Here is a 24,667-nt window from a genome sequence, read left to right on the forward strand (position 1 = left end):
CCGCCCGGTCCCCGACCGGGCGGGTCGCTCTCGTCGGGGCCTACGCTCGCCTGCGTGAGCGACCTTCCCCACCTCCTGCGCGAGGCCCTCGTCAGGGCCGACTTCACCTACGACGCCGTGGCCGGCCTGCTGGGTCGCCAGGCCCACGACGCCTTGGCCCGCAACGAGACGACGCCGGGGCTGCTCGCGACGGGCGACGGCTCGCCGCTGGCGACCCTGGTGCGCCTCTTCCTGCTCCAGACCGCCGTCTCGCGCGACGCCGCGGAGCGCGCGCTGCCGGGGCTGCTCGACGCGATGGCCGCGCAGGGTCTGGTCGAGCAGTCGGTGGGCGAGGTCGCGGCGCGCCTCGACGTGCGCCCCTACGCCACCGACCACGCCGACGAGACCGCCCACCTGTGGGTCGTCAGCGACCTCACCCCGGGCCTCGACGGGCTGCCGCAGCGCGTCGGCGGCGACCACGTGCTCGGGATCAGCCCCGCCTCGACCTCCCTGGCCCAGCTCACCCTGCGCGAGGAGGTCGACCGCAGCCTCGACCTCGGCACCGGGTGCGGGGTGCAGGCGCTGCACCTCGCGCGCCACAGCGGCCGCGTCGTCGCCACCGACGTCAACGCCAAGGCCCTTCGCCTGACCCGCTTCAACGCCGCGCTCAACGACGTCGCCGACCGCGTCGACGTGCGCGACGGGTCCTTCTTCGAGCCCGTCGCGGGGGAGCGCTTCGACCTGATCGCCACCAACCCGCCCTTCGTCATCAGCCCCGCCACCGGCGAGCGGCTGGTCTACCGCGACTCCGGTCTGCCCGGTGACCGGGTGGTCGAGGACATCGTGCGGGCCGCCCCCGACCACCTCACCGAGGGCGGCTGGTGCCAGGTGCTGGCCAACTGGGTCATCGCCCGCGACACGCCGTGGGACGAGCGCCTCGCCGGCTGGGTGGGCGACGACTGCGACGCGCTGGTGGTGCAGCGCGAGGTCCTCGACCCCGCGGCCTACGTCGAGCTGTGGCTCAAGGACGCCGGGCAGCACCCGAGCACCGGCGGCGCGAGCGCCGAGGACTACCGGCGCCGTTACGACACCTGGCTGTCGTGGTTCGACGAGCAGGGGGTCGAGGCCGTCGGCTTCGGCTGGATCAACCTGCGCCGCGGGGCGTCGGCCGCGCCGGACACCGCCGCGCGGACGCTGCTGGACTGGCCCTACGAGGTCGAGCAGCCGGTGGCGCCCGCCGTACGCGACTGGGGCCGGGCCGCCGACGTCGTCGTCGAGGCCGGCAGCCGACTCGTGCTGCGCGTCGACGTCCTCCAGGAGACCGTCGGCGCGCCGGGCGCGGAGGATCCCGAGACCATCGTGCTGCGCCAGCAGCGCGGGCTGCGTCGCGCGCGCAAGGTCGACACCGTCGAGGCCGCCCTGGCGGGAGCCTGCGACGGCGAGCTGAGCATCGGCCAGATCCTCGACGCGGTCGCCGACCTGCTCGACCGCGACGCCGCCGACCTGCGCGCGCAGTACCTCCCCGTCGTCGCCGAGCTCGTCCGCGAGGGGTTCCTGGTCGCCTGAGCGCCCGGTCAGGCGACCTCGCGCGCCTCCCGGGCCCGCTCGCGCAGCCGCGTCAGACGGACCCGGGTCGCGGCCGTGAGCAGGTCGGGCCTGCCCAGCGGCAGCAGGTCGGGTGCCTCCCGTGGTCGTTCGCGGCCCTCCAGGTCGCCCCACCGCAGACCGACGAGGGCCCGCCGGACCAGTCCGCCGACCGCGGCGGGCGAGCCGGGCAGGGCGAGGGCGTCCTGGACCATCGTCAGGCGCAGCGACCCGTGGGGGTGGAACCACCCGTTGGCCCGGCCCACGGCCCAGCACAGACCTCCGGCGAGGTGCGCGGCCGACCGCGCGCCCGTGACGACCTCCGGCTCCAGGACGCTCAGCGCCACCAGGGCCCGTCGCAGGGCGTAAGACGACTCGACGTCGAGGTGCGCGGCGGCCACGGCGTCGAGGAGCTCCCCGACTCCCTCGGCGCGGCGCCGGAGGGGCAGGTCCTCGAGGGTGTCGGGCAGGTCGGTGCCGTCGTCGTCCAGCGGGAGGTCGTCGAGGGTCTCCAGGGCCTCGCGTCCCCCGCAGACCCGCTCCAACCAGGCCTGGACCTGCTCGTGCGCCGGCGGGGGTGGGGGAGGCGGTGGCGGCAGGGGCCGCCGCTCCTGGTCGTGCCGCCGCGCGACGTGCTCCCAGTCGGTGTGCTCCACCGGCTCGCTCCAGGCGTCGACCAGGCGGCCGTCGACGAGCACCAGGTGGGTCAGGCGGTGCTCACCGACCCCTCCGGGCCGCGGGTGGCGCGGCGCCGCGGACGGCTCGAACCAGCCCTGCCGTCGGTCGCTCTCCCAGATGTCGGGGTCCTGCACGGGGTCCTCCCAGGCTGTCGTCGGTGTCGGGGGACCACGCTGGCACGCCGCGCCGACCCTCCGCGGCGCTCGTCCACAGGGACCCGGCGTACGGGGCCGGGAGCTATGGAGGAGGGCGGGGCGTGGCGGCGGGGCGGCGGGGGCTCGTGCGGACCGCGGCGGGGATCGTGGGGGTCACGCGCTACCGTGAGCCGCCGTGGGCCCCGTCTGGTGGCCCTCGTGCATCCCCCGAGCTCAGAACGGCTGGTCGCGTGGCACACAAGTTGGTGATCGTCGAGTCCCCGGCGAAGGCCCAGAAGATTGGTGGCTTCCTCGGCCGGGGCTACGTCGTGGAGTCCTCGGTCGGTCACATCCGCGACCTGCCCCAGAGCGCCGCCGACACCCCGGCGAAGATCAAGGACAAGCCCTGGGGCCGTCTCGCCGTCGACGTCGAGAACGGCTTCGAGCCGCACTACGTCGTGCCGCAGCGCCAGCGCGAGCAGGTGCGCAAGCTCAAGGGCCTGCTCAAGGAGGCCGACGAGCTCTACCTCGCCACCGATGAGGACCGCGAGGGCGAGGCCATCGCGTGGCACCTGCTCGACGAGCTGAAGCCGAAGAACATCCCCGTCAAGCGCATGGTCTTCCACGAGATCACCGAGCCGGCCATCCTCGCGGCCGCCGAGAACCCCCGCGACCTCGACATGGACCTCGTCGAGGCCCAGGAGGCCCGCCGCATCCTCGACCGGCTCTACGGCTACGAGGTCTCGCCGGTGCTGTGGAAGAAGGTCATGTCGGGCCTGTCGGCCGGGCGGGTGCAGTCGGTGGCGACCCGGCTGGTCGTCGACAAGGAGCGCGAGCGGATGGCCTTCCGCGTCGCGTCGTACTGGGACCTCGAGGGCACCTTCGACGCCGGCAGCAAGCACGAGCAGCGGATGTTCCCGGCCAAGGTGCACTCCGTCGACGGCTCCCGGGTGGCCCGCGGCTCCGACTTCGGCCAGGACGGCGTGCTGAAGTCGAGCGCGCAGGGCAAGGTCGTCCACCTCGACCGCGCCGCCGCCGAGGCCCTGTCCTCGGCGCTGCAGGAGACCTCCTTCGAGGTCCGCTCGGTCGAGTCCAAGCCCTACCGCCGCTCTCCCTACGCGCCCTTCCGCACCACCACGCTGCAGCAGGAGGCCAGCCGCAAGCTGGGCTTCAGCGCCTCCTCGACGATGTCGGTGGCCCAGCGGCTCTACGAGAACGGCTTCATCACCTACATGCGCACCGACTCCTCGACCCTCTCGGGCGGGGCGATCGACGCGGCGCGGGCCCAGGTGCGCGAGCTCTACGGCACCGACTACCTCCCCGACGCCCCCCGGGTCTACGCCGGCAAGGTGAAGAACGCCCAGGAGGCGCACGAGGCGATCCGCCCGGCGGGCGACACCTTCCGCACCCCGGCCCAGACCGGTCTGACCGGCGACCAGTTCCGCCTCTACGAGCTGATCTGGATGCGCACCGTCGCCTCGCAGATGAAGGACGCCGTCGGCAACACCGTCACGGTGCGCCTGGGCGGCGCGGCCGACACCGGCCAGGACGTCGTCTTCTCCGCCTCCGGTCGCACCATCACCTTCCACGGCTTCCTCAAGGCCTACGTCGAGGGCACCGACGAGGGCGCGGCCAAGGACGACGCCGAGACCCGCCTGCCCAACCTCAGCGAGGGCGACGCGCTCAGCGCCGCCTCGCTCTCCGCCTCCGGCCACGAGACCAAGCCCCCGGCCCGCTACACCGAGGCCACGCTGGTCAAGGAGCTGGAGGAGCGGGAGATCGGGCGCCCCTCGACCTACGCCGCGATCATCAAGACCATCACCGACCGCGGCTACGTCTACAAGAAGGGCACCGCACTGGTGCCGGCGTGGCTGGCCTTCTCGGTCGTGCGGCTGCTGGTGGAGCACTTCCCCCGCCAGATCTCCTACGAGTTCACCGCCGAGATGGAGGACGTGCTCGACGAGATCGCGGCGGGCCGCAAGGACCGCAAGAGCGAGCTCGGCGAGTTCTACTACGGCAGCGGCGACGTGGTCGGTCTCAAGCGGCTCGTCGACGAGCTCGGCGACATCGACGCCAGGGAGCTGGCGACCTTCCCCGTGGGCGGGCCCGACTCGGGCATCCACCTGCGCGTGGGCCGCTACGGGCCCTACCTCGAGGGCCCCGACGACGAGGGCAACCCGGTCGGCAAGCGCGCCAACGTGCCCGACGACCTCCCGCCCGACGAGCTGACCCTGGAGAAGGCCACCGAGCTCTTCGCCAACCCCGCCGGCGAGGAGATCCAGCTCGGCGTGCACCCCGAGACCGGTCTCCAGGTCGTGGCCAAGAACGGCCGCTTCGGCCCCTACGTCACCGAGGCGCTGCCCGAGGACGCCAAGAAGAGCGCCAAGCCCCGCACGGGCTCGCTGTTCAAGACCATGTCGCTCGACACGATCACCCTCGACGACGCCGTGCGCCTGCTCTCGCTGCCCCGCGTGGTGGGCGTGGGCGAGGACGGCGAGGAGATCACGGCGCAGAACGGCCGCTACGGGCCCTACCTGAAGAAGGGCAGCGACTCGCGCTCGCTGACCGCGGAGGAGCAGCTCTTCACCGTCACCCTCGACGAGGCGCTGAAGATCTACGCCCAGCCCAAGCAGCGCGGACGTGCCGCCGCGGCCCCGCCGCTCAAGGAGCTCGGCGACGACCCGGTCTCGGGCCAGCCGGTCGTGGTGAAGTCGGGCCGCTTCGGGGAGTACGTCACTGACGGGGAGTACAACGCCACCCTGCGCAAGGACGACTCGGTGGAGGCCATCACCCTCGAGCGCGCCGCCGAGCTGCTGGCCGAGCGCCGCGAGCGGGGTCCGGCCAAGAAGGCGGCCAAGAAGGGCGCGAAGAAGGCCCCGGCGAAGAAGACGGCGGCCAAGACCGCCGCCAAGAAGACGACCGCCAAGAAGACCGCGACCAAGACCGCCGCCAAGAAGACGGCGACCAAGACCGCCGCCAAGAAGACCACGAAGTCGACCGCGACGACCACCGCGAAGAAGGCGGCGACGAAGGCGACGGCCGAGAAGGCCTGATCGGCGTGGACCGGCGTCGGCGGCTGTCGGCCCGGCCACGTAGGTTCCTCGCGTGAGCTCTCCCGGCGTCTTCTCCCCGCGCGGCGTCTTCGTCTGCCTCGAGGGCGGCGAGGGGTCGGGCAAGTCGACCCAGTCGACGCTCCTGCGCGCCTGGCTGGAGGAGGCCGGCCACACCGTGGTGTCGACGTTCGAGCCCGGTGACACCCCGGTCGGGCGCGAGCTGCGCCGCATCGTGCTCAGCCCCGAGACCGGTGCCGTCTCCGACCGCACCGAGGCCCTGCTCTACGCCGCCGACAAGGCCGAGCACGTCGACACCGTGGTGCTGCCGGCCCTCGAGCGCGGCGAGGTCGTCGTCACCGACCGGTACGTCGACTCCACGCTGGCCTACCAGGGTGCGGGGCGCACCCTGCCGGTCGCGGAGGTGGAGCGGGTCGCGCGGTGGGCCACCAGCGACCTGCGGCCCCACCTGACCGTGGTGCTCGACCTCGAGCCGGCCGCGGGACTGGGACGCTTCGAGGGCCGCGACCGCATCGAGGGCGAGTCGCTGGACTTCCACGAGCGGGTGCGCGCGGCGTTCACGACGATGGCCGCGGCCGACCCCGAGCACTACCTCGTCCTCGACGCGCGCGCCGACCGCCACGAGATCGCCGCCGCGGTGCGCCGGCGCGTCGAGCCGCTGCTGGTGCAGGCGGTGCGGTCATGACCGTCTGGGAGCAGCTGGTCGGCCAGGCCCGTGCGGTCGAGGCCCTGCAGACCGCGGCCGCGGGTCACGGCATGAGCCACGCCTGGCTCTTCACCGGCCCGCCGGGGTCGGGTCGCTCCAACGCCGCCGTCGCCTTCGCCGCGGCTCTGCAGTGCGACCGCGCCCCGGAGCAGGCCGGCTGCGGGCAGTGCCACCAGTGCCACACGGTGCTGGCCGGGTCGCACGCCGACGTGGCGGTCATCCGCACCCAGAAGCTGTCGATCGGGGTCGACGAGGTCCGCGACCTGGTGCGCCGGGCCGCGCTGTCGCCGGTGGGCCGGCGCTGGCAGATCCTGGTGGTCGAGGACGCCGACCGCCTCACCGACCAGGCGTGCAACGCGCTGCTCAAGGCGATCGAGGAGCCCACCGACCGCACGGTGTGGATGCTGTGCGCCCCCACCGTCGACGATGTGCTGCCGACCATCCGCTCGCGCTGCCGGCTGCTGACCCTCACCACCCCGACGGCCCGCGACGTCGCGGCCTTCCTCGAGCGCACCGACGGCGTCGCCCCCGACCTCGCGGCCTACGCCGCCCGCGCCAGCCAGGGCCACATCGGCCGGGCCCGAGCGCTGGCGCGCGACGAGGGCACCCGCGCCCGCCGCCACGAGGTGGTCTCCCTGGCGCGCCGGGTCACGTCGCTGGGCGCGGCCATGCGGGCCGCCGGCGAGCTCGCCCAGGTCGCCAAGGACGAGGCGGAGGTGCAGACCGGCGACCTCGACGCCCGCGAGCGCAGCGATCTCGACGCCTCCTACGGCGTGGTCGAGCGCGGCCGCCGCCCGCGCGAGTACGGGCCCGCCCTCGCCGCCCTGGAGAAGGGGCAGAAGACCCGGGCCAAGCGGCGTCACCTCGACGTCGTCGACCGGGGCCTCATGGACCTCGTCTCGGTCTACCGCGACGCGATCGCGCTCGCCTCGGGTGCGCCCGGCGACCTGGTCAACGAGGACATCCGCGCCGACGTGGAGGAGATCGTGCGCACCTCCAGCCCCGAGCACAACCTGCGCCGGATCGCCGCGATCTTCGAGGCGCGCGAGCAGATGCTGGAGTTCAACGTGCCGCCTGCCTTGGCGCTGGAGGCCATGATGGTCGCCCTGCAGGCGCCCGAGGGGAGCAGTCGATGAGCCCGTCCACCACCCGCATCGTCGCGATCGTGCTGGCGGTGGTGCTCGTGCTGGGCGCGGCCGGCGTCGCGATCGGCTACGGCCTCTCGGCCCGCGACAGCGACGACTCCGCCGACGGGCCCGAGCGCGCGGGCCCTGCGCCTACGTCGACCCCGTCGGCCGGCGCCACCGAGCCGCCCGACCCCGCGCTCGCGGCGTACTACGGGCAGAGCATCGACTGGGCGGCCTGCGAGGACGACGACGACATGGAGTGCGCCACGCTCACCGTGCCCGTCGACTACGCCGAGCCCGACGGCGAGACCATCGACCTGCGGCTGCTGCGCGACCCCGCCGACGAGCCCGGCCAGCGGGTCGGCTCGCTCGTGGTCAACCCCGGTGGACCCGGCTCGCCCGGCACCTCCTACGCCGCGGCCGGCACCCAGGCCTTCCGCCAGCCGCTGCTCGACGCCTTCGACATCGTCGGCTTCGACCCGCGCGGCACCGGCGGCTCCGACCCGGTCGACTGCCTCTCCGACGAGGAGCTCGACGCCTTCCTCGCCGCCGACCCCGACCCCGACGACGCGGCCGAGGAGCAGGCGCTGGTCGAGGACCTCGACGGCTTCTTCGCCGGCTGCGTCGAGCGCTCCGACGCCCTGGTGGGCCACGTGACGACCGTCGAGGCCGCTCGCGACATGGACGTGCTGCGCGCCGCGCTGGGCGAGACCACGCTGACCTACCTCGGCGCCTCCTACGGCACCAAGCTCGGCGCGACCTACGCCGAGCTCTTCCCCCAGCGGGTGGGCCGCCTGCTGCTCGACGGCGCCGTCGACGTCTCGCTGAGCACCCGCGAGTCCTCGTTGGGCCAGGCGCGCGGCTTCGAGACCGCTCTGCGCGCCTACGTCGAGGACTGCGTGTCCGGCGACGACTGCCCGCTCGGCGGCTCGGTCGAGGAGGGCCTCACCACGATCACCGACCTGCTCGACGACATCGACGCCCAGCCGCTGCCGACCTCCGACGACCGCGAGCTCACCGTCGGCAGCGCCTTCTACGGCGTCGTGACCCCGCTCTACGTCCGCGACTACTGGCCGCTGCTGACCCAGGGCCTCGAGCAGGCCCTCGACGGCGACGGCACGACCCTGATGCTGCTCGCCGACGCCTACGCCTCGCGCGACTCCTTCAGCGGCGACTACCTCAACAACTCCGCCGAGGCCATCTACGCCATCAACTGCCTCGACGACCCCACCGCCCTGGCCCCCGAGGACGTCCCGGCGCAGTACGCCGACTTCGAGGAGGCCTCGCCGACCTTCGGGAGGGTGTTCGCGTGGGGCCTGGTGGGCTGCGCGGGCATCGAGGTCGAGGCCTCCGAGCCCGCCCCGCAGATCGACGGGGCGGGCGCGGCGCCCATCGTGGTCGTCGGCACGACCCGCGACCCGGCCACGCCCTACGAGTGGGCGCAGGCGCTGGCCGAGCAGCTCGACTCGGGGGTGCTCGTCACCCGCGACGGCGACGGCCACACCGGCTACAACTCCGGCAACGAGTGCGTTGACACCGCGGTCGAGGACTACCTGGTCGAGGGGACCGTGCCCGACGACGGGCTCGAGTGCTGAGGCGGCCCTGCTGACCTCAGCGGCGGTGGATGGGCTCGGCCACGGCGCGGATGCGCGCCGTGGCCAGCTCGATCATCAGTCGCGCGGCCGGTGACAGCACGGCGTCGGCGCGGTGCACCACGGCGAAGGTGTCGAACTGGCGCGGGCGCAGCGAGACCCACCCGGCGTCGGGCGCGAGGCGGGGGAGCAGCTGCTCGGCGGCGCCGCGCGGGATGACGGTGTCGGCCAGGCCCATCCCGACCAGCTCGACGGCGGTCTCGATGTCCTCGACCTCGATGCGGGTCTGCGGGTTGCGGCCGGTCTCGTGCAGCATCTGGCGCAGGGTCTGCCGGGTGGAGTCGACGGCGCGGTAGGTCGTCTCGGGCATGACCAGGGAGGCCTGCGACAGGCGGTGGGCCGTGACCGGGGTGGTGAGCCGCTCGGGGTCGGCGCTGACGTAGACCAGCTCCTCGCGCGCCACCGGGGTCACGCTCATGCCCTCGCTGGAGACGTTGTGCACCGCGAGCATCGCGGCCTCCAGCCGGCCGCGGCGCAGGTCCTCCTGCACCTCGGTGGAGTTCTGCCCGATGAGCTCGACGCGCACCCCGGGGTAGCGGGCCAGGACGTCGGCGACCAGGCCGGCCCCGGCGTAGAGGCGGGCGATGCCGAACATGCCGAAGCGGATGGTGCCGGTCTCGAAGGACTTCACCCCCTGCACGGCCTTCTGGGTCTCGTCGAGGGCCGCGAGCACGCGCTCGGCGTGGGGCCGCATCTCGTCGGCCACGGTCGTGGGCACGACGCCGCGCCCGACGCGCCGGAACAGCTGCACCCCCAGCGACCTCTCCAGGGTGCGGATCTGCTCGGAGACCGACGGCTGGGCGTAGCCGAGGCGCTCGGCGGCGCGGGTCAGCGAGCCCTCCTCGTAGGCGGCGAGGAAGCATGTGAGCTGGTGCACACTGAGCACAAGGTGGAGCCTATGGCATCTGACGGCAGGTGGTCCTAGCCCTATGGCCAGGTGGCCCCGAGACTTGAGTCACCACCTCACCCGATGCCTCAGGAAGGACCCGCCGTGCTCACCCACCTCTGCAGCGCCTGCGACAAGCGCCAGCTCATCTTCCCCTCCCAGATCACCGCGGTCGCCGACTCCGACCACGGCGTCCTGGCCACCTTCACCTGCTGGTGCGGCGCCGAGCAGACCGCCCCGCTCGACCTCGTGCCGAGCCGTGCGCGCGGCGAGAAGGTCCTCGCCGCCTGAGGCGATTTCGGCGCCTGCCGGGTCCGTCCGTATACTTCGGCGGGTTGTCCGGCCTCGGTCCCTGACCGATCCGGCAGCGCGCCGCCTTAGCTCAGTCGGTAGAGCGTCTCACTCGTAATGAGAAGGTCGTCGGTTCGATTCCGACAGGCGGCTCCACCTCAAGCCCCTGACCTGCAGTGATGCGGTCGGGGGCTTCGTCGTTCCCGGCCCGCGAGGGGTCAAGTCAACAGAAACTCAACAGAAACTGCGCGGAGTCCCTGCCCGCCACGTGTCCGTGCGGTCGACCGGCTGCAGGACCGTCGGATCTGTGGTGGTGTGTCCTGGGTAAAGGACACGGCGACAGGACACCCAGATGATGGCGACCCCACCAGGTTGGTATCCCGACCCCCAGGACCAGAGCATCGTGCGGTGGTGGGACGGCCAGCAGTGGACCGGCCACACCCAGCCCCGTGTGACCTCACCGCCGTCGCAGGGGCCGGCCGCTGAACCGGTCACGGCTGTACGGCGCGCGAAGCCCAAGTTGTTCGGCAAGGGCCAGGCCCTCGAGGAGGCCCAGGCCGAGAACGACCGCCTGCGCGCGGAGCTCGCGCGTCTGGGCGCCATGGAGATCGCCGACCTCCGAGCGGAGCGCGACCGGCTCCAGACGGAGGTCGAGACGACTCGCGCCGGCATCGACGAGGCTGCGCGTGAGGCCGAGCAGCAGCGCGCCCGCGCCGCCGCCGAGCTCGCGGCGCTACGCGACCGCGTGGTGGAGACCAATGAGACCGCGATCCTGCAGGAGGTCGGGGTCTACCGCTACCAGCACCCGCTCGACGACGCCGTGGCCTATCGCTCGGAGCTGTCGCGGCTTCAGGCTCAGATCAAGGCGATGGCGCGCAAGGACGGGGGCGCGATCTCTGCGACGACGACGTGGCAGGTCAACGGCTCAGCCGCGCAGGGGCGCAAGCTCGTCTCCGACATCAGCAAGCTCATGCTGCGGGCCTACAACGCCGAGGCCGACAACCTGGTGCGGGGGATGAAGCCCTACAAGCTGGAGTCGGCCAAGGCGCGTCTGGACAAGGTGGTGGCCACCATCGAGCGCCTGGGTGCCTCCATGAGCATCAAGATCTCCATCCCCTACCACCTGCTGCGCTGGCGTGAGCTCGAGCTGACCGCGGACTACCTGGAGAAGGTGGCTGAGGAGAAGGAGTGCGACCGCGAGGAGCGAGAGCGGCTGCGCGAGGAGCGCAAGGTCGAGCAAGAGATCGAGCGCGAACGCCAACGTCTGCGCAAGGAGGAGCAGCACTTCCGCCAAGCCATCGCGCAACTGCAGGCCAAGGGCGACACCGACGGCGTCGAGCGCCTGCGCGCCCAGCTCGCCGCTGTGGTGGGGGAGATCGAAGCCGTCGACTTCCGCGCACGGACCCTCACCGCTGGCCACGTCTACGTCATCTCCAACATCGGATCCTTCGGGGAAGGGGTGCTCAAGATCGGCATGACCCGCCGCTTGGAGCCGACGGACCGGGTGAAGGAGCTCGGCGACGCCTCGGTGCCCTTCATCTTCGACGTCCACGCCCTGTACTTCGCCGAGAACGCCGTGAAGATCGAGCGCGAGATGCACCAGCGCTTCGCCGACCGCAGGGTCAACCGCGTCAACAACCGCAAGGAGTTCTTCCGCGTCACCGCAGCCGAGGCCCGCGACGCACTTGCAGACCTCTCAGGGGAGCTCATGACGTTCGTCGAGGAACCCGAAGCGGTCGAGTATCGGCAAGGTCTCGTGAGCTAGCGCAGCGTGAAGTCTCGCTGGTTTGGTCCGGCGTAGGGCCGCAGAGCAGGGAGCGCTCCATGGCATGAGCGCGCGGCGGCCCGTCTAGGTAAGTGGAATCTTCCAGTCCGGACCGCCGGGCGGCACGGTGGAGGGTGCGCACCCTGCGGCGACTTGGCGGACCGCGAGGTCTGAGAAGACCAGATTGATGTTGTGGCCGTTCATTTTGATGGAGACCTCATAGAACGGAACCCCGAGTGCACTCTCCCAGTGGGACGCATCCGAGGAGGGGGACACGAACTGCATCCCTGGGTAAAGTTCTTGCGACTTGACGCCCCAGACATAGCCGTCGAGTTCCACGCCCGTTTCGTAGTCCATCAGCCGATCGTCGAGTGATCGGGCCCAGACCTCTGGCGGCACCGCTGAAGTCACGGTGGCTCTGACGCAATGCTTGAACGTGTACACCAGGCGCTCGGGGGCGATGTCTGATCGCGGATCAGCCGTAGCCCACATAACGACGTCGTAGTCGCGCATGTAGTCGGCGAACCCGTGAAAGACGACAGCTTGATCGAAGACGTCGTCCATCGCCTGCTTCATCTCGTCCCTGTTCACGCCCCGAGCATGAAGCACACCGTGCAAGCCCGCAGGCTCATCGGCATCCCAACTGCCCTCGTCGTGCACCGGCAGGCGGCGGAATGGGCTAGCCCCGCTGACACCGATTCGTGCAGCAGACCCCACTGCACGGGATGAGGTGCGGCGGCAACCCACCCGCCTGAGGCCCACAGAGCGACGAGATCTCTTGCCGTCGTTGGTGCGAAAGGGACGGTTTTGCCGTCGTCCTCCGACAGAATCAGGCCGTGAGCACGATGACCGTCACCGTCACCCCCGAGCACCTGCGGCAACTGCGTCGCACTCCGGTCACTGGCCTTCTTGAGCTCGTCAAGAACTCCCTTGATGCTGACGCCGCGCACGTGAGCGTCACCTACGAGTTGGAACCGATGGAGCGTGTGGGCGCCGTAGTCATTACCGACGACGGCAATGGCATGACGTATGAGGACGTGGGTCGCTACTTCCAGCCGTTGGGACGGTCGTGGAAGCAGAGGCTGGCATCGACGACCCCGTCGGGTCGGCCGTTCTTCGGCAGAAGGGGCCGCGGGCGGTTCACCGCGTTCGCGATCGGTGAGCAGGTGCGCTGGGAGAGTTGGGCTGTGCCGGCTGCTGGGTCGACGACGTCGCCCGCTGAGGCGGACGCGGCGCCGCAGTGTGAGCGCGTCATTGTCGACTGGCACGTCGATAGCAACACGTTCGCCGTCGCCCGCGAGCCGGCACCGGAGGGCATGCCGAGCCACAATCTGGCCGATGCGGTCTTCGGCGTCGACGAGCGGTCGGAGTCTCGACCGCGGACGGGCACCCTGGTGACGGTGAGCGGCATCGGGGTCAAGGGGCAGCAGGTGCGTTCGTCGAAGGCCCGCAGCGCCGTCACTGAAGCACTCGCGGAGTACCTGTGGCGCCATTCCCAAGTGTCGGTGTCGGTGGACGGTGAGGCCGTCGACCCTGCGCAGGTGCAGGTCGATACGACCCCGCTCAAAGTCGACCTCAGCGGTGTCGTCGAACTCCTCCGCACCTCGGAGCCGATGGGGTCGCCCATGCTGGTTGGCGGGGAGACCGGCAAGGGCCCAGGCGAGGAGGTCAGTGGACGATCGAGCGTCTCGACAGAAGCAGCCCTCGTGGTCACCGAGTGGGAGCACAACGTGCTGGCGTCTGTGGGCCTGGCCCGCCTTGACGGGACCTTCGTAGCACTGGTGCCCGTTCGTGTGCCAGCCGCTGGTATCGCGTACAGCGCGAAGGTCGTGTGGGACGGAGCCGATGCCGTCGGTGGGCTATTGGCTACGGGCGACATGTCGCCGGTGGTCGTGGAGTTCAACCGGGTCGTCCGTACGCGACTTCGGGACTTCCTCGCCGTTCGCGCCGACGAGGCGCGGGCGCTGCTACTCGCGACGTGGCGCGATGAGGGCAGCTACCCGTACACAGCGCCTGCTCGTGACGATGCGGAGGAGGCGGAACGCGACCTCTTCGACATCGTCGCCGTCACCGCCGCTCCGGCGGTCAAGGGATCCGATGCTGCGGGACGCACTTTCGCGTTTCAGCTTCTACGGCAGGCCCTCCGCACGGACGGCGACGAGCTGCAGCGCGTTCTCGAGCAGGTCCTCGGCCTCAGTGGCGAAGACCTCGCGGGCCTCGATGAGCTCCTGACGAAGTCGTCGCTGCCGGCGATGATCGCCATCGGGAAGACGGCGACGGACCGGATCGGGTTTTGTGCCTGGCTGAAAACGGTCCTCAACGACGACGCGTGGGTCCGTTCACTGACCGAACGTGGCGGACTGCAGGACATTATCGAACGCAACGCGTGGATCTTCGGTGACGACTGGCAGACCGTCGTCGCGGACCGTGGGCTCGCAGCAGGGCTGCACCGTCTGCGCGAGGAGGGCCTTCCCGGTGTTGGCCCCGCCGAGACGGTCCGAGATGCCAATGGCCGCATCGTGCGGGTCGACCTGCTCCTCTCACGGGCGCGTGAGGCGTTCGGTCGCCGTCAGCACTTGGTCGTCGAGCTGAAGCGCCCGAGCCAACTGCTGCGTAAGCAGGAACTCGACCAGCTGGAGAACTACGTGACGACGGTCGTTGACAACTCTCAGTTCAACGACGGGGCGATTGACTGGACGTTCCTTCTCGTCGGCCGCGAGACCGACGGGTATGTCAACCGCAGACGCACGTCTGACGACCGGCCAGCAGGGGTAGTCGACCGGAAACGCCTGGAGAACGGTGCGACATACCAGGTGGTGGTGCGCCCCTGGTCGGAGATCCTCCGCGAGGCAGAGAGCCGGCTGCGATTCCTGTCGGTTCACCTTCCGGACTTCCCCGACAAGGACGAGGTCGCGCGTCTGTCACAGGCGCACACCGACCTGGGCATGGGGCCCGCTGCTGAGGACGTCTGACGCACGTCGAGTGCGGTCTTCGAGCTGGACACGCAGAGCCCGAAGCGGCGAGGTGGGAGCGTCGCAGCGGCGTCTGACTGAGGTTCGTGCGAGGCGGGACCCGCGTTCCGTGTCCGGGGCGGAGCAGGTTGTGACACGGTCTACGGGTGTCGGTCGAACTTGTTGAGCCATGGCGAGGGCGTCACCTAACACTTCGCGCCCGCTGGGACGTCATCGAGCGAGCCGACCGGTCTCGTGACCATACGGACGTCGCAGCGTGGACTCAGCGCCATCAGCGGATGAGAGCCGTCCAAGAGCAGCTTGTAGACCGCGGTGCCTGGCGAGGAGGCCCACGCACTCTCCTGGCTGCCATCGGCGTCCAGTATCTGGAGCTGCCGCTGACTGCCGGTCTGGCGTGGCTGCTGCGTCCGGACGGGCATCACGGTCTGGGCTCATCAATGCTCGTCGACCTGCTCGACCACCTTTGCCCCGAGGCGCCACGGCGTGTTGATGCCAGCCGGGTACGGGTCGTGAGGGAGGAGACAAGGGCCGATGAGCGCGGTAAAACGCGAGCGGACCTGGTCATCTACGGCACCGGCTGGACCCTCGTCGTCGAGGCCAAGACGTTCGCAGTCGAGCAGCCCGAACAACTCGATCGGCTCTACCGGCTTTGGACCGATGACCCGGACCCCCAGTTCGTGTTCCTCACCCGCGGCGAACGAGACCAGAAGACGGCCGAGGTCAGCGCCGGCCGCTGGACGCCGTTGACCTGGGAACAGGTCGCCGACATCGCATCGTCCGCTGCCACGTCCCGCGCCGGCGTAGCTCCCGGAGTCTTCGATTACCTCGCAACCTTGAAGGGCTTCCACCGTGTCTGAACCTTCCGCCCCCGACAGCGGCGTTAGCCCCGTCAGCCCTGACGGGCTCGAGCGTTCTGGTGCTTCGAGTCGTGATGAGGCGGACGCGAAGGCTTGGTTCTACCTCGACCACCGAGAGGACATTGAGGCGTGGGCGTCGCTGCGCAGCGAGGGTCGGGCTCTCCTTGAGAAGTCCCTCGTCGGCATCGCGACCGACCTTGACGAGTTCGCCGAGGAGGTAAGTGCCGCAAGGGAGACGACCGAACTGGCCGACGGGTCCTGGCCGACCGTGGGCCTGTACCGGACTCGGTGGGCCACTGGCGGGATCGCAGACGCCGACGTCGTCGTCCAGTGGGAGCGGTCCCGTCTCCTCGTGCGAGGAGCCGGCACCGAGTGGCCGTACGTCGGAGTACGAATCCGAACCGACCTGGACGACACGGCCCGGCGCAGCCAGATCTGCGAGGCGGTGCGACCGTTCAGGTCGCAGTTCACCGGCAAGCCGTCACGGAACTTCCCCTGCTGGGGCCACGTCCGTGCGAGCGGTCCACTCGACCCGGAGGCGTACGTCGCTGACGTGCTCGCGGCCTACCGGCGCCTCTGGGCGGCGGTTGCGCCAGCACTCGACGCACTGTGAGGGCCGACCCTCAGGGGACCGCGGGCCCGTCAGAGTCGACCCCGGGCGCGGGCTACCGCGGCTACCGCGAACTACGTGAACGATGAGATCCCTACTCCACCCCCGCCGGGGGCCGGGAGACTGATGAACGGATCTGTCACATCTGAGATCGCTTGACGAGTTGTCTGGCTGGAAGGATGTTGCTGTGCCCTAGTCCTACGCCCGCGAGGTCCGTGAGGACGTCGTCCGGGTCGCCCGTAACCGTGGGTCTGGGGTGACGCTGGCTCAGAGCGCAACCGGCTTCGGAGTCCATGAGATGACGATCTCGAAGTGGCTCCGTCAAGCTGATCTCGAGGACGGCGTGAAGCCCGGTGTCACTACCGATGAGTCGCGTTAGCTCCGCGAGTTGAAATCCCGTAACTGGTTGCTGAAGCAAAGGGACGAGGTCCTACGGCGGGCTGCGGCTTAACTGTCGCAGGCCCAACTACAGCGAAAAAGGCTCAAGTCGCTCGTGAGAGCTCGCCGCGGCCGGCACCCCGCTTCGGGTGCCGGTCGCGGTGGGGTCTAGCGATCGGAGACCTGTGACTGCCCGCTGACGCGGCACACCCGCCCGGATCCGAGTCCGACGTTGCGTCTTCTTCTGCGGATCCGTGCGCCTTGACCAGGACGGCGAGGCGTCAAAGGAGAAGTCGCACCCATCATTTACGTTTCGGAGCATGTTGCGCATGTTCACCAGGGGAGAGGACCGCGAGCCGACACCAGAGGAGGTCGACCAACACCCCGCTCTTGTGGATGCGTGGCAGCAATCTGAATATTTGCGCTGGCCGCACGGGATCGGCGTCGGGGTCCTGTGCATCCTAATACTTGTCCCTGCGCCCATATGGGCGATGCCGGTCTTAGAGTTCAGTGAACAACACTGGGCGTGGATTGTGTTGATTCCGTTGGGTTTTGCGTTGTGGTGGGTAGGGCTTGAGTTCTTCGAGGCAGAATTTTTTTGGACCTGTTGCGCGGTCGCAATGACACTCGGAACTGCCCTGCAGGTGGACGGCATTGTTGACGTCGTCGGAATCCTGCGAACAGAAATTGGAGGATTTCGACTATGGTTCTTTTTGGCCATTATTTTTGCGAGTGGATTGATGGCGTGGGGTGTTACTCATATTCACGAAAGTGAGATCGTTGTCGTATTGATCGGGATCGCTGGCGTGACGTGGGTGGCGCTCGTGCTTTACATCGCTTGGAATGCCGCTATTGCGCGCGTCGAATTGACTGACTTTCGGATGTTGCTCAGCGGATTACGACAGCACTGGGCTCCAGTAGGTCTCGTCTTCGCGGCCGCTGTCACGTTCATTCGTCTTCGGTCGGGATTGAATGCTATGAATCTGGGTCGTTACGATGACGGATGGGATTATCTGCCGCCGCCTCAACCTCTGAGGGGGGAAGAGGTTGGTGGGCCTGATCAAGGACGATGGGCGCGAAAAATGGTAGAGGTTCTACGGCGCTCCGGCATTGGCATCTTCGACGGAACTTTAATCTTACTTACTGCCTCGTTGTTCGCTCTAACCGTACTTTATTACGTGCCGGATCAACTGGTTGCTAACAGCAACCTCACCGCGGCCGATGCCGCGACCGCTCGAACAAACGAACGACGGACGGTTCTGGCCCTGCTTGCGTCCATTGGCGCTGCAATCACCTTGGTTTATACCCACCTTCGTCATCAACTCGATCGAGAGTCGGCCTCCAACGCGCGATTTGCCGACGGCGTCGCACAACTCGCTACAGAGACATTGAGCACTCGGCTTGGCGGGCTCTATGCGCTTGCCCAGATCGCGCGCGAGTCCCCGCGAGACGCGAATAACGTTGTACAGATCCTCGCTGCTTATGCGCAGGAATCGACCCGAGTGCGAGCTGAGGCCCCTGAGGAGACGCCTCTTACGCAAGTCACGACAGCCGCGCTAGCCGTGTTGAGCGAGACGCCATCGACGGCGATGGGGCCAAATCTTCGTGGGCTGATTCTCAGTCAGTTAGTAATGGACGAGACCCTCCGCTTTCGGCCGTGGACCGACCTGCAGGACTCAGATTTTCGGGGCAGCACGCTAACCCGCGGTGTCTTGCGTCGAGTGTCCCTTGTTCGGGCCAAACTCCAAGAGAGCCATTGGTTGGACTCCGACCTATCCGACTCTGATATGCGTTTGGCGGATTGCTCGCACGCGACATTTCGCGACAGCGTCTTGCGTAATACCTCGTTTAGCGACAGTAATTGCGAGTGGTCGCGATTCCGAAACGTCACCTTCGATGGTGCGACATTTGACGGTTCGAGCCTGAGGGGGGCTCAATTTGTTGACTGCAGTTTCCGCGGTGCGTCCTTTTTCCGATGCGACCTCCGAGGTGCTGATCTGTCATCGTCCGACCTGTCTGAGGTAAACTTCATCGACGTAGGTTTCGACGCAGGCACCCGATGGCCGCGTGGCTTTGATCCGTCGAGCATTGGCCGAACGAGAAGGCGACCTAGGCAATAGCGAAGTGATGTACAAGAAATCCCGAACTCCTGCTTAGGCGTCCTGCCGACCTTCAGTTAACGGGATGAACTGAGTGCCTGAACCGTGTTCGAGCAGACGTCCAGTTTTCGGTGGGCCAACTAGGGGCGTAGGCGCCGGCGGTGCGCGACTCTTTGCCTATGAGTGGAGGCGACTTCGCCCGAGTATTGACAGCGTGTTCGGTCACGATCGCGTTGACGTCGCTCGCGTGGGCGGTGACGTCCTGGTGTTGGGCCGGATCGTCGCTGCGTTTCCACTGCGTCATGTATCGAGACGCTCTGGTGATCCGTGTCTTCGACGCGGGGCGGGTCGCGGTTACAGTGGAGTAATTTGAGCTTGGGCACAGTGATCGGTCGCCGCTGACCCAACTTGCGAAGGATGTCGCGTTCGACCTTGAGATCGGCGACTTCCTTGCGCAGCCGCTTCAACTCGAGACGCTCATGCCCGCTGGGCCGCTCGGCAGGGCGTCGAGCGTCTTCTGCTCGCGTTCCCTGCGGACCCAGGCACCGAGGATCTTGTAGTTGATGCCGAGGTCGCGAGCGACCTCGGCCACCGGCTCTCTCGGAGGCTCTCATGTGTCCTGCCGATCGTGGCAACGACCGCGCGACGTGTTCCCGGTCGTCTTGCTTGATGGAGTCGGCGGATCAGCGAACTGTCAAGGAGTCTTGGGAACACAGGTGGAACACGCGGCGTGCTAGCAGGGTCGTCGATCGCGGACAATGAAGGCGTGACGACGACCTGGGCGGACGAACCACTGATCTCATCGTGTGCGGACACTCTTGACCGCAAGCAGTACGCCGGACAGGCCGCAGAACTCATCGCCTCGACCCACTCGCCCGACTCGAGCGTCGTCTTCGGCCTGGCTGGCGCATGGGGTAGTGGCAAGACTTCCGTGGTCAACATGCTGGTTGAGCACTTGAAGAAGCACCACAAGCAATGGGTGGTCGCCCGGTTCACGCCGTGGGCGACCAGCGACATCACCGGCCTACTGTCCGAGTTCCACGCGGCCGTTTCCGAAGCACTTCCGAAGAAGCGCGGCAAAGCGTTCACCAGAGCACTCGCGACCACCGCAGGGCTGGCTGCGCCGGTAGCGAACGTCATCCCCGTCGCTGGTGCGGCGGCGGCCGACGTAGTCAAAGCCGGTGCTGAACGCCTAACGCGGGACCCGTCATGGCAAAAGGCCTTCAACGACGCCGCGAGCGAACTGCGCAAGCTCCGCATCCCGGTCCTGGTCGTAGTCGACGACATCGACCGCCTGCACGGCGACGAACTCGCGGCACTCCTCAAGGTCGTCCGGTTGCTGGGCCGGTTCGACGGGATGTCCTACCTGCTGGCCTACGACGAAGACACCCTCCTGCGGACGGTCGTCGGCGGCCACTTCGCCGGACCAGGGGCAGGGGTGGCCGGACCGGTCGCCGGATCAGTGACCTGGGGCGGCTCTCGGGCAGAAAGCGACGCAGCCGCCACATTGTTCCTCGAAAAGATCGTCCAGTACCCCCTAACAGTGCCGCCACTTCTGAAGCACCAAGCAGTCGTACGCCTCAACGCCGGTCTGGCGCCGATCCTCACTGCGCGTGGCGGAACGAGACGGTCGAGCGACCCCGGACGTTTGCCTGCGATGGTTGAGTGCTTCACCGACCTGTTGCGCACACCCCGAGCGATCGATAGGTACGTCGCGCAAGTCCGCCATCACCTGCCGCTGCTCGACGTCGGCGAGATCGACGACGACGACGTCCAACTGCTTCTGCTACTCCGTGTCGCCGTACCGCAGCTCTACCACCAACTACCCCGATACAAAGACCGGCTCGTCTCCGGCGGCACCGGGCAACTAGAATTTGAATCACCTGACCTCGCGATGCAGAAGTTCAACCCGGCCCCTTTGCTGGAACGCGTGCCCGCGGACCAACAGCAATCGGCGCGACTCGTCCTCGGATCACTGTTCCCGAAGGTCACGTTCACCGGCCACTACGGCACCTACGCCTCCGAGACGGGCGTCGGTGTTCGTGTGGAGGATTACTTCGACCGGTACTTCGCCATGGGGATCGTGACCCATGATGTGCGGGACTCCGACGCGCGCGAGGCGGTGCAGGCTGCTGCGGCCGGCGACGCGAGTCCGCTGGTGCGGTTGCTGACGGGGCAGGCCCCAGATGCGACTCCGTCGCCGGGCGGTCCAGCGATAACAACTACGCCCCCAAGCGGGCCAATTGACCCGAGCCGGCAGATGCTCGCCCTGAGAAAGTGCATGCACCGCGCGAATCAACCGTCCACCGACCCCGGTCAGGTCCTCGACAAAGCCAGGATACGGCTCGCTTCATCGATCGTCACGACGATAGCGCTGGTCCCCGAGGAACACGGATCCATGTTCAGCGCACACTCGCAACTGCTGCGTTGGCTGGCCTCGACAATCGCAGGCCTAGACGACAATCAACCGGCCGTCGACATCATCGCGCTGGCCGAGCCTTTGGACGTCAGCACTCGCATGCGCCTGTGGCGCGATACCGAGCAGGCCATGCCTGAAGTCAGGCGCAATAACACCGCCCCATCATGGGCCGGCGCCGTCGAGACTGACATCCTCGACCGCGCCGTCGCCGCAATTATCGACAACCTCACCGACGGCGACTACGCCCCGGAGGCCCTCGGCATCGGATTCGTCCTCCACTCTGCCCTGTCCAGGAACCGCGTGGGTGAGCTCCGTCAGAAGATCCAGGCGGTCATCGCGACGGGCGCAGTCACGTTGGAGACCCTCGCGTCACGACTGGTCGGGATCCACGGCTCCGTCGGGGTCACGACCACCTGGTACCTCGCGACCGACGAATTCGACCAGAGCATCTACGACCAGCTTGCACCGCCAGGAGACGACCCCTGGTACCACCAAGAAGTGGTCGACGTCGACGCGTCCGACCTGACCTGGTCAAATCGTCGCGCCTTCGTGCGAGGAAGAGTCACGCCACCGCCGAACGCCACCACCGCGCCTGAGAGCGAACCTGATGACGGCCAGCGCGTCGAGCCGTCAGGACCGGCCCAAGGCGATGAGGGCTGACGAACCCGACTTCCGATGGTGGGTGCGGCGACCCTCATCCGAAGAATTCGTCGAGTGTCGGGCGAAGGTCGGGGGCGTCTTGGCTGGAGCACCGCTGCCCGCGGGGTCGCCGGTGGTGGCCCGGGACCGGGCGGGGTGCGCGTCAGCGCGACGACTCCGGCTCGTATGTAAGGAGGCCTCGCTTCGCTCGGCTGGTCCGGATCGGGTCTGCTCGTCGTCGGAATCGTGGGGTCTGCGTCGTGACCGGATCGTCCCTGCTCGTGTGCGTCATGGTGCTTGTCGCAGTGGTCTTGCAGTTGGGGGGTCCGACTTCAACGTTGGCTGTGACTGAACCACTGCATGACCTGCGACGTAGGAGCAGGCCCCCCACCTCCGAGTGGCTCCTACAAGGTGACAAAGCAGCCGTGTGTCCTGGGGGGAGTGCGCGTCAGGGGCTATGTCATGCCGATTTCCCAAGGGACATAGGCGTGCGGGACAAGGCGACATTGGCGCCGAATTTCGGCGGGGTCGTCGATTTTCGCCCCGCAGATCCACCCCCGGAATCTGCGAAGTCGGCCCTCCCTGACGCAGCGGCACAGCCCCTGCATGACCCAGCCCTTCGGCAACGCCATCCACGACCCCCACATGATCCGACCTCGCGCAGCTCGCACGGTGGCGGCTCGACAACGGGCCGAGACCCTCGCCGACATCGAGGCTGACCCCGCCCACCTGCACAACGTCGTCCGGAACGTGTGCGAGCGCCGGGAGTTCCGGTATCTGACGAGCCTCACCCTCGTCGACGTGCTCCGTGCGTCAGGGGTGAGCCCGAGCCGAAGTCGCAGGCTCGTCCGCAAGCTCTGCCGCATTCTCGGAGAGCCGGAAGCAGCGGTGGAGACCCTCACCCTGGGCTGGCTGCGGGACGGTCGTTCACGAGGCCGCCGGCTCCAGATCTGGAACGAGCTCCACGCGACCCTCGACGACATCCCCACCACCTTTCCGTTCTCGCATCACCCCCATCACGAACCGCCAACGAGCCCGCTCTCGCACGAGCCCCTAGCGGAAGGAAGGTGGATGGCCAACGCAGTCGGGCCAGGAACTGCAGCGGGCATGAGTCGTTCCCAGGCCCTCGGCCTGTTGAGGGAGAGCGAGGTCTGCGACCTCGCGATAGCCGGGGCTCAGTGGAGCGAGATCGAGTGGTCGCCCGCCGCTTCTCGCCGCGACCCGTACTACCGATTCGGCCTGCTCCGCGGCTCCTCGACGTCCGTGCGACCGCACCCCCCTCTGCCGAGCCGGGACCGTCGCCGCCCCACAGCGGAGGGTGAGCTCGGCACGCCGCAGGACCGCCGCATGCTGCTTGGTTCGCTCGAGCTCATGCAGCGCGTGCTCGGTGTCGTGCACTCCTTCCGCGCTGTCACGGAGGAGCAGTTGCTGGCGCTGGTCGGGCCCGGCACCGAACCCCGCGCCCTGCGTGAGGTTTTGCAGGCCGCCTGGAGCGCAGGTGTGCTTGCCCTCAGCGTCGATGACGGCATCTATCTCGGACCCCGCATCATCGCTCCGGGGCAGAACGGAGCGGAGTTCATCGCCTCGTTCTGCACGCCGGCCGCCGAGCTGGCCATCCTCGGCAAGACCCCCTGGACGGGCGACGCCCGGCACCACCACCACAGCATCCTGGCCGCCGAGCTCCTGCTCCGCATCGGAGAGCTCTGCGACGCCGTCGCGCTCATCGGCGAGCAGCACTGCGCCCTGGGCAACCTGACTCGGAGGTCTCCGTCGCCTCTCGACGCACGGTGGGCCGAGAAGAGGGCCGACGGCGCCGTCGTGCGAAGCGACGGACTCCCCATCGCCATCGAGATGACCCGTAACGTCAACCGCAACGTCATCGACAAAGTCGACGCGTGGGTCGACTACCTCGAGAGAGTCCAGCCCTCGGCGGGCGGAGCCACCGTCCTCTTCGTGGCAGCACCTGATCCGTACCACGGGCATCGACAGCGCTCGCACGACATGACCAAGCGTCTGCAGAGGATCATCGCCGGAAAGGCGCGTGCGCTGTCGCCGAGCAATGCCGCACGCCTGTGCGTCGTCTCCTGGGCCGACTGGTTCCCGACAGCGGACCAATGCCGGTGGGAAGCCTTCGAAGGACTTCGGGCCCTCTGCCCTGATGGCGAGGGGAGGTGGAACGTCGTCGAGCTCCTCGAGCAGACCTACTCCTGGCCGTCCGATAACGCAGCGGCCTACGACATCGTCGCCAACGCCAGCATGCTCGGCCAGACCCCTCCCGCCCTCGCTCGGCGCGGCTTTGAGAGAACCAGCGTCCCGCGCGACACCGCCCCAGGGAGTGACCCGTTGAACCGTCCCTGGCGCAGCGTCCCCGTCGTGCTGGCCGGCCGCACCGACCGACCCACTCTCGGGGCGGGAGCCGTGGTACAGCGCAACGTCACCGTCCCTGGAGCCGCCGGCATCGCGTGCGGTGCGGAGCTCTGCGGCGGCCCCGCCCTACCACGCAAGCCCGCGCCCGCGGACAACAGACTCGGCCCTCCCGATGCTCCGAACGTACAGGCGCGAATCACCCCGGTCGCGCGGTCGGTGGGGGCTCCCCCGAGAACCGGAGCACCGGCGACCTCGCCGGTTCCTGTGGTCGCGCGCCGACGACCGGCTGCTGCCGGCCGGGAGAGCTAGGTCGACATCGGTGACCCAGCCGACTGGTTCGACCGCACAAGCTGTGGACGGTCTGTAAACGTCCAGCCAGCCGCTGCTTCGGGGGAGGCCGCTCGCACGTCCTGATTCTGCGCGGTCAGTGGATGTGCCATATGGACTATTCCG

At 68.7% G+C, this 24,667-nt stretch carries 17 protein-coding genes and 1 tRNA gene; 14 read left to right on the plus strand and 4 right to left on the minus strand.

Going from position 1 to position 24,667, the window contains the following annotated elements; translation table 11 throughout:
• Positions 1–54: 54 nt before the first annotated feature.
• A complete protein-coding gene (locus IR170_RS16530) occupies positions 55–1,545 on the plus strand; it encodes a DUF7059 domain-containing protein (RefSeq protein ID WP_193665906.1) in 1,491 nt (496 codons plus the stop codon).
• An 8-nt stretch (positions 1,546–1,553) separates the two neighbouring features.
• Here IR170_RS16530 and IR170_RS16535 read toward each other — a convergent pair whose 3' ends face one another.
• Positions 1,554–2,375, minus strand: coding sequence for a hypothetical protein (locus IR170_RS16535; RefSeq protein ID WP_193665908.1), 822 nt, complete (start codon positions 2,373–2,375; stop codon positions 1,554–1,556).
• A gap of 251 nt (positions 2,376–2,626) precedes the next feature.
• Here IR170_RS16535 and topA point away from each other — a divergent pair, with 251 nt between their 5' ends.
• The 4 genes from topA to IR170_RS16555 are packed head-to-tail and all read left to right on the plus strand — an operon-like array spanning position 2,627 to position 8,874.
• Positions 2,627–5,428 (plus strand): type I DNA topoisomerase, encoded by a 2,802-nt coding sequence (topA, locus tag IR170_RS16540; RefSeq protein WP_193665910.1) that lies wholly within the window; start codon positions 2,627–2,629, stop codon positions 5,426–5,428.
• A gap of 52 nt (positions 5,429–5,480) precedes the next feature.
• Positions 5,481–6,131 carry a dTMP kinase gene (tmk, locus tag IR170_RS16545; RefSeq protein WP_193665913.1) on the plus strand — a complete coding sequence of 217 codons (651 nt, stop codon included), beginning with the start codon at positions 5,481–5,483 and terminating at the stop codon, positions 6,129–6,131.
• Positions 6,128–7,288, plus strand: a complete 1,161-nt coding sequence (locus IR170_RS16550; RefSeq protein WP_193665915.1) for a DNA polymerase III subunit delta' — start codon at positions 6,128–6,130, stop codon at positions 7,286–7,288. The genes tmk and IR170_RS16550 overlap by 4 nt, the downstream gene beginning before the upstream one ends.
• On the plus strand, positions 7,285–8,874 hold the full coding sequence (locus IR170_RS16555) for an alpha/beta hydrolase (protein ID WP_193665917.1): 1,590 nt from the start codon (positions 7,285–7,287) through the stop codon (positions 8,872–8,874). The genes IR170_RS16550 and IR170_RS16555 overlap by 4 nt, the downstream gene beginning before the upstream one ends.
• Positions 8,875–8,890: 16 nt before the next feature.
• Here the strand turns inward: IR170_RS16555 and IR170_RS16560 are convergent, their stop codons facing one another.
• Entirely contained in the window at positions 8,891–9,817 is a 927-nt protein-coding gene (locus IR170_RS16560) for a LysR family transcriptional regulator (protein WP_056863206.1), read from the minus strand.
• Between the two features lie 105 nt (positions 9,818–9,922).
• Between IR170_RS16560 and IR170_RS16565 the strand changes: the two genes are divergently transcribed.
• From IR170_RS16565 to IR170_RS16575, 3 genes are all read left to right on the plus strand, one after another.
• Positions 9,923–10,108, plus strand: a complete 186-nt coding sequence (locus IR170_RS16565) for a hypothetical protein (RefSeq protein ID WP_056863207.1) — start codon at positions 9,923–9,925, stop codon at positions 10,106–10,108.
• 80 nt (positions 10,109–10,188) lie between these two features.
• Positions 10,189–10,264: transfer RNA gene (locus IR170_RS16570), tRNA-Thr, on the plus strand.
• 196 nt (positions 10,265–10,460) lie between these two features.
• Positions 10,461–11,873, plus strand: coding sequence for a DUF4041 domain-containing protein (locus IR170_RS16575; RefSeq protein ID WP_227489462.1), 1,413 nt, complete (start codon positions 10,461–10,463; stop codon positions 11,871–11,873).
• A gap of 84 nt (positions 11,874–11,957) precedes the next feature.
• Here IR170_RS16575 and IR170_RS16580 read toward each other — a convergent pair whose 3' ends face one another.
• Positions 11,958–12,464: a YxiG-like protein gene (locus IR170_RS16580; RefSeq protein ID WP_227489463.1), complete on the minus strand. Its 507-nt coding sequence runs from the start codon at positions 12,462–12,464 to the stop codon at positions 11,958–11,960.
• Between the two features lie 254 nt (positions 12,465–12,718).
• On the opposite strand from IR170_RS16580, the gene IR170_RS16585 reads away from it, so the two are divergent.
• The 4 genes from IR170_RS16585 to IR170_RS16600 all read left to right on the plus strand — a co-directional run bounded on the left by IR170_RS16585 (position 12,719) and on the right by IR170_RS16600 (position 18,810).
• Entirely contained in the window at positions 12,719–14,845 is a 2,127-nt protein-coding gene (locus tag IR170_RS16585) for an ATP-binding protein (RefSeq protein ID WP_227489492.1), read from the plus strand.
• 278 nt (positions 14,846–15,123) lie between these two features.
• The gene (locus IR170_RS16590) at positions 15,124–15,702 is read left to right on the plus strand and encodes a PD-(D/E)XK nuclease family protein (protein ID WP_193665921.1); all 579 of its coding nucleotides are present in this window, start codon (positions 15,124–15,126) and stop codon (positions 15,700–15,702) included.
• Positions 15,695–16,315, plus strand: a complete 621-nt coding sequence (locus IR170_RS16595) for a hypothetical protein (protein WP_193665923.1) — start codon at positions 15,695–15,697, stop codon at positions 16,313–16,315. Before IR170_RS16590 ends, IR170_RS16595 begins: the two co-directional genes overlap by 8 nt.
• 695 nt (positions 16,316–17,010) lie before the next feature.
• Positions 17,011–18,810 carry a pentapeptide repeat-containing protein gene (locus tag IR170_RS16600; RefSeq protein WP_193665924.1) on the plus strand — a complete coding sequence of 600 codons (1,800 nt, stop codon included), beginning with the start codon at positions 17,011–17,013 and terminating at the stop codon, positions 18,808–18,810.
• Positions 18,811–19,252: 442 nt separating this feature from the next.
• Here IR170_RS16600 and IR170_RS20060 read toward each other — a convergent pair whose 3' ends face one another.
• Positions 19,253–19,381 carry a hypothetical protein gene (locus IR170_RS20060; protein WP_264674844.1) on the minus strand — a complete coding sequence of 43 codons (129 nt, stop codon included), beginning with the start codon at positions 19,379–19,381 and terminating at the stop codon, positions 19,253–19,255.
• Between the two features lie 174 nt (positions 19,382–19,555).
• Between IR170_RS20060 and IR170_RS16605 the strand changes: the two genes are divergently transcribed.
• Positions 19,556–21,868 (plus strand): P-loop NTPase fold protein, encoded by a 2,313-nt coding sequence (locus IR170_RS16605; protein WP_193665926.1) that lies wholly within the window; start codon positions 19,556–19,558, stop codon positions 21,866–21,868.
• Positions 21,869–22,453: 585 nt separating this feature from the next.
• Positions 22,454–24,523, plus strand: coding sequence for a hypothetical protein (locus IR170_RS16610; RefSeq protein ID WP_193665928.1), 2,070 nt, complete (start codon positions 22,454–22,456; stop codon positions 24,521–24,523).
• Positions 24,524–24,667 lie beyond the last annotated feature (144 nt).

This window comes from Nocardioides kribbensis, from assembly GCF_015070375.1.
GTDB lineage: Bacteria > Actinomycetota > Actinomycetes > Propionibacteriales > Nocardioidaceae > Nocardioides > Nocardioides kribbensis.

Excerpts from the sequence above, each read along its gene's own strand:
- IR170_RS16590 (WP_193665921.1), top strand. The coding sequence starts at position 15,124 with ATGAGAGCCGTCCAAGAGCAGCTTGTAGACCGCGGTGCCTGGCGAGGA.
- IR170_RS16610 (WP_193665928.1), top strand. The coding sequence starts at position 22,454 with ATGACCCAGCCCTTCGGCAACGCCATCCACGACCCCCACATGATCCGA.
- IR170_RS16550 (WP_193665915.1), top strand. The coding sequence starts at position 6,128 with ATGACCGTCTGGGAGCAGCTGGTCGGCCAGGCCCGTGCGGTCGAGGCC.
- IR170_RS16600 (WP_193665924.1), top strand. The coding sequence starts at position 17,011 with ATGTTGCGCATGTTCACCAGGGGAGAGGACCGCGAGCCGACACCAGAG.
- IR170_RS16585 (WP_227489492.1), top strand. The coding sequence starts at position 12,719 with ATGACCGTCACCGTCACCCCCGAGCACCTGCGGCAACTGCGTCGCACT.
- IR170_RS16575 (WP_227489462.1), top strand. The coding sequence starts at position 10,461 with ATGATGGCGACCCCACCAGGTTGGTATCCCGACCCCCAGGACCAGAGC.
- IR170_RS16555 (WP_193665917.1), top strand. The coding sequence starts at position 7,285 with ATGAGCCCGTCCACCACCCGCATCGTCGCGATCGTGCTGGCGGTGGTG.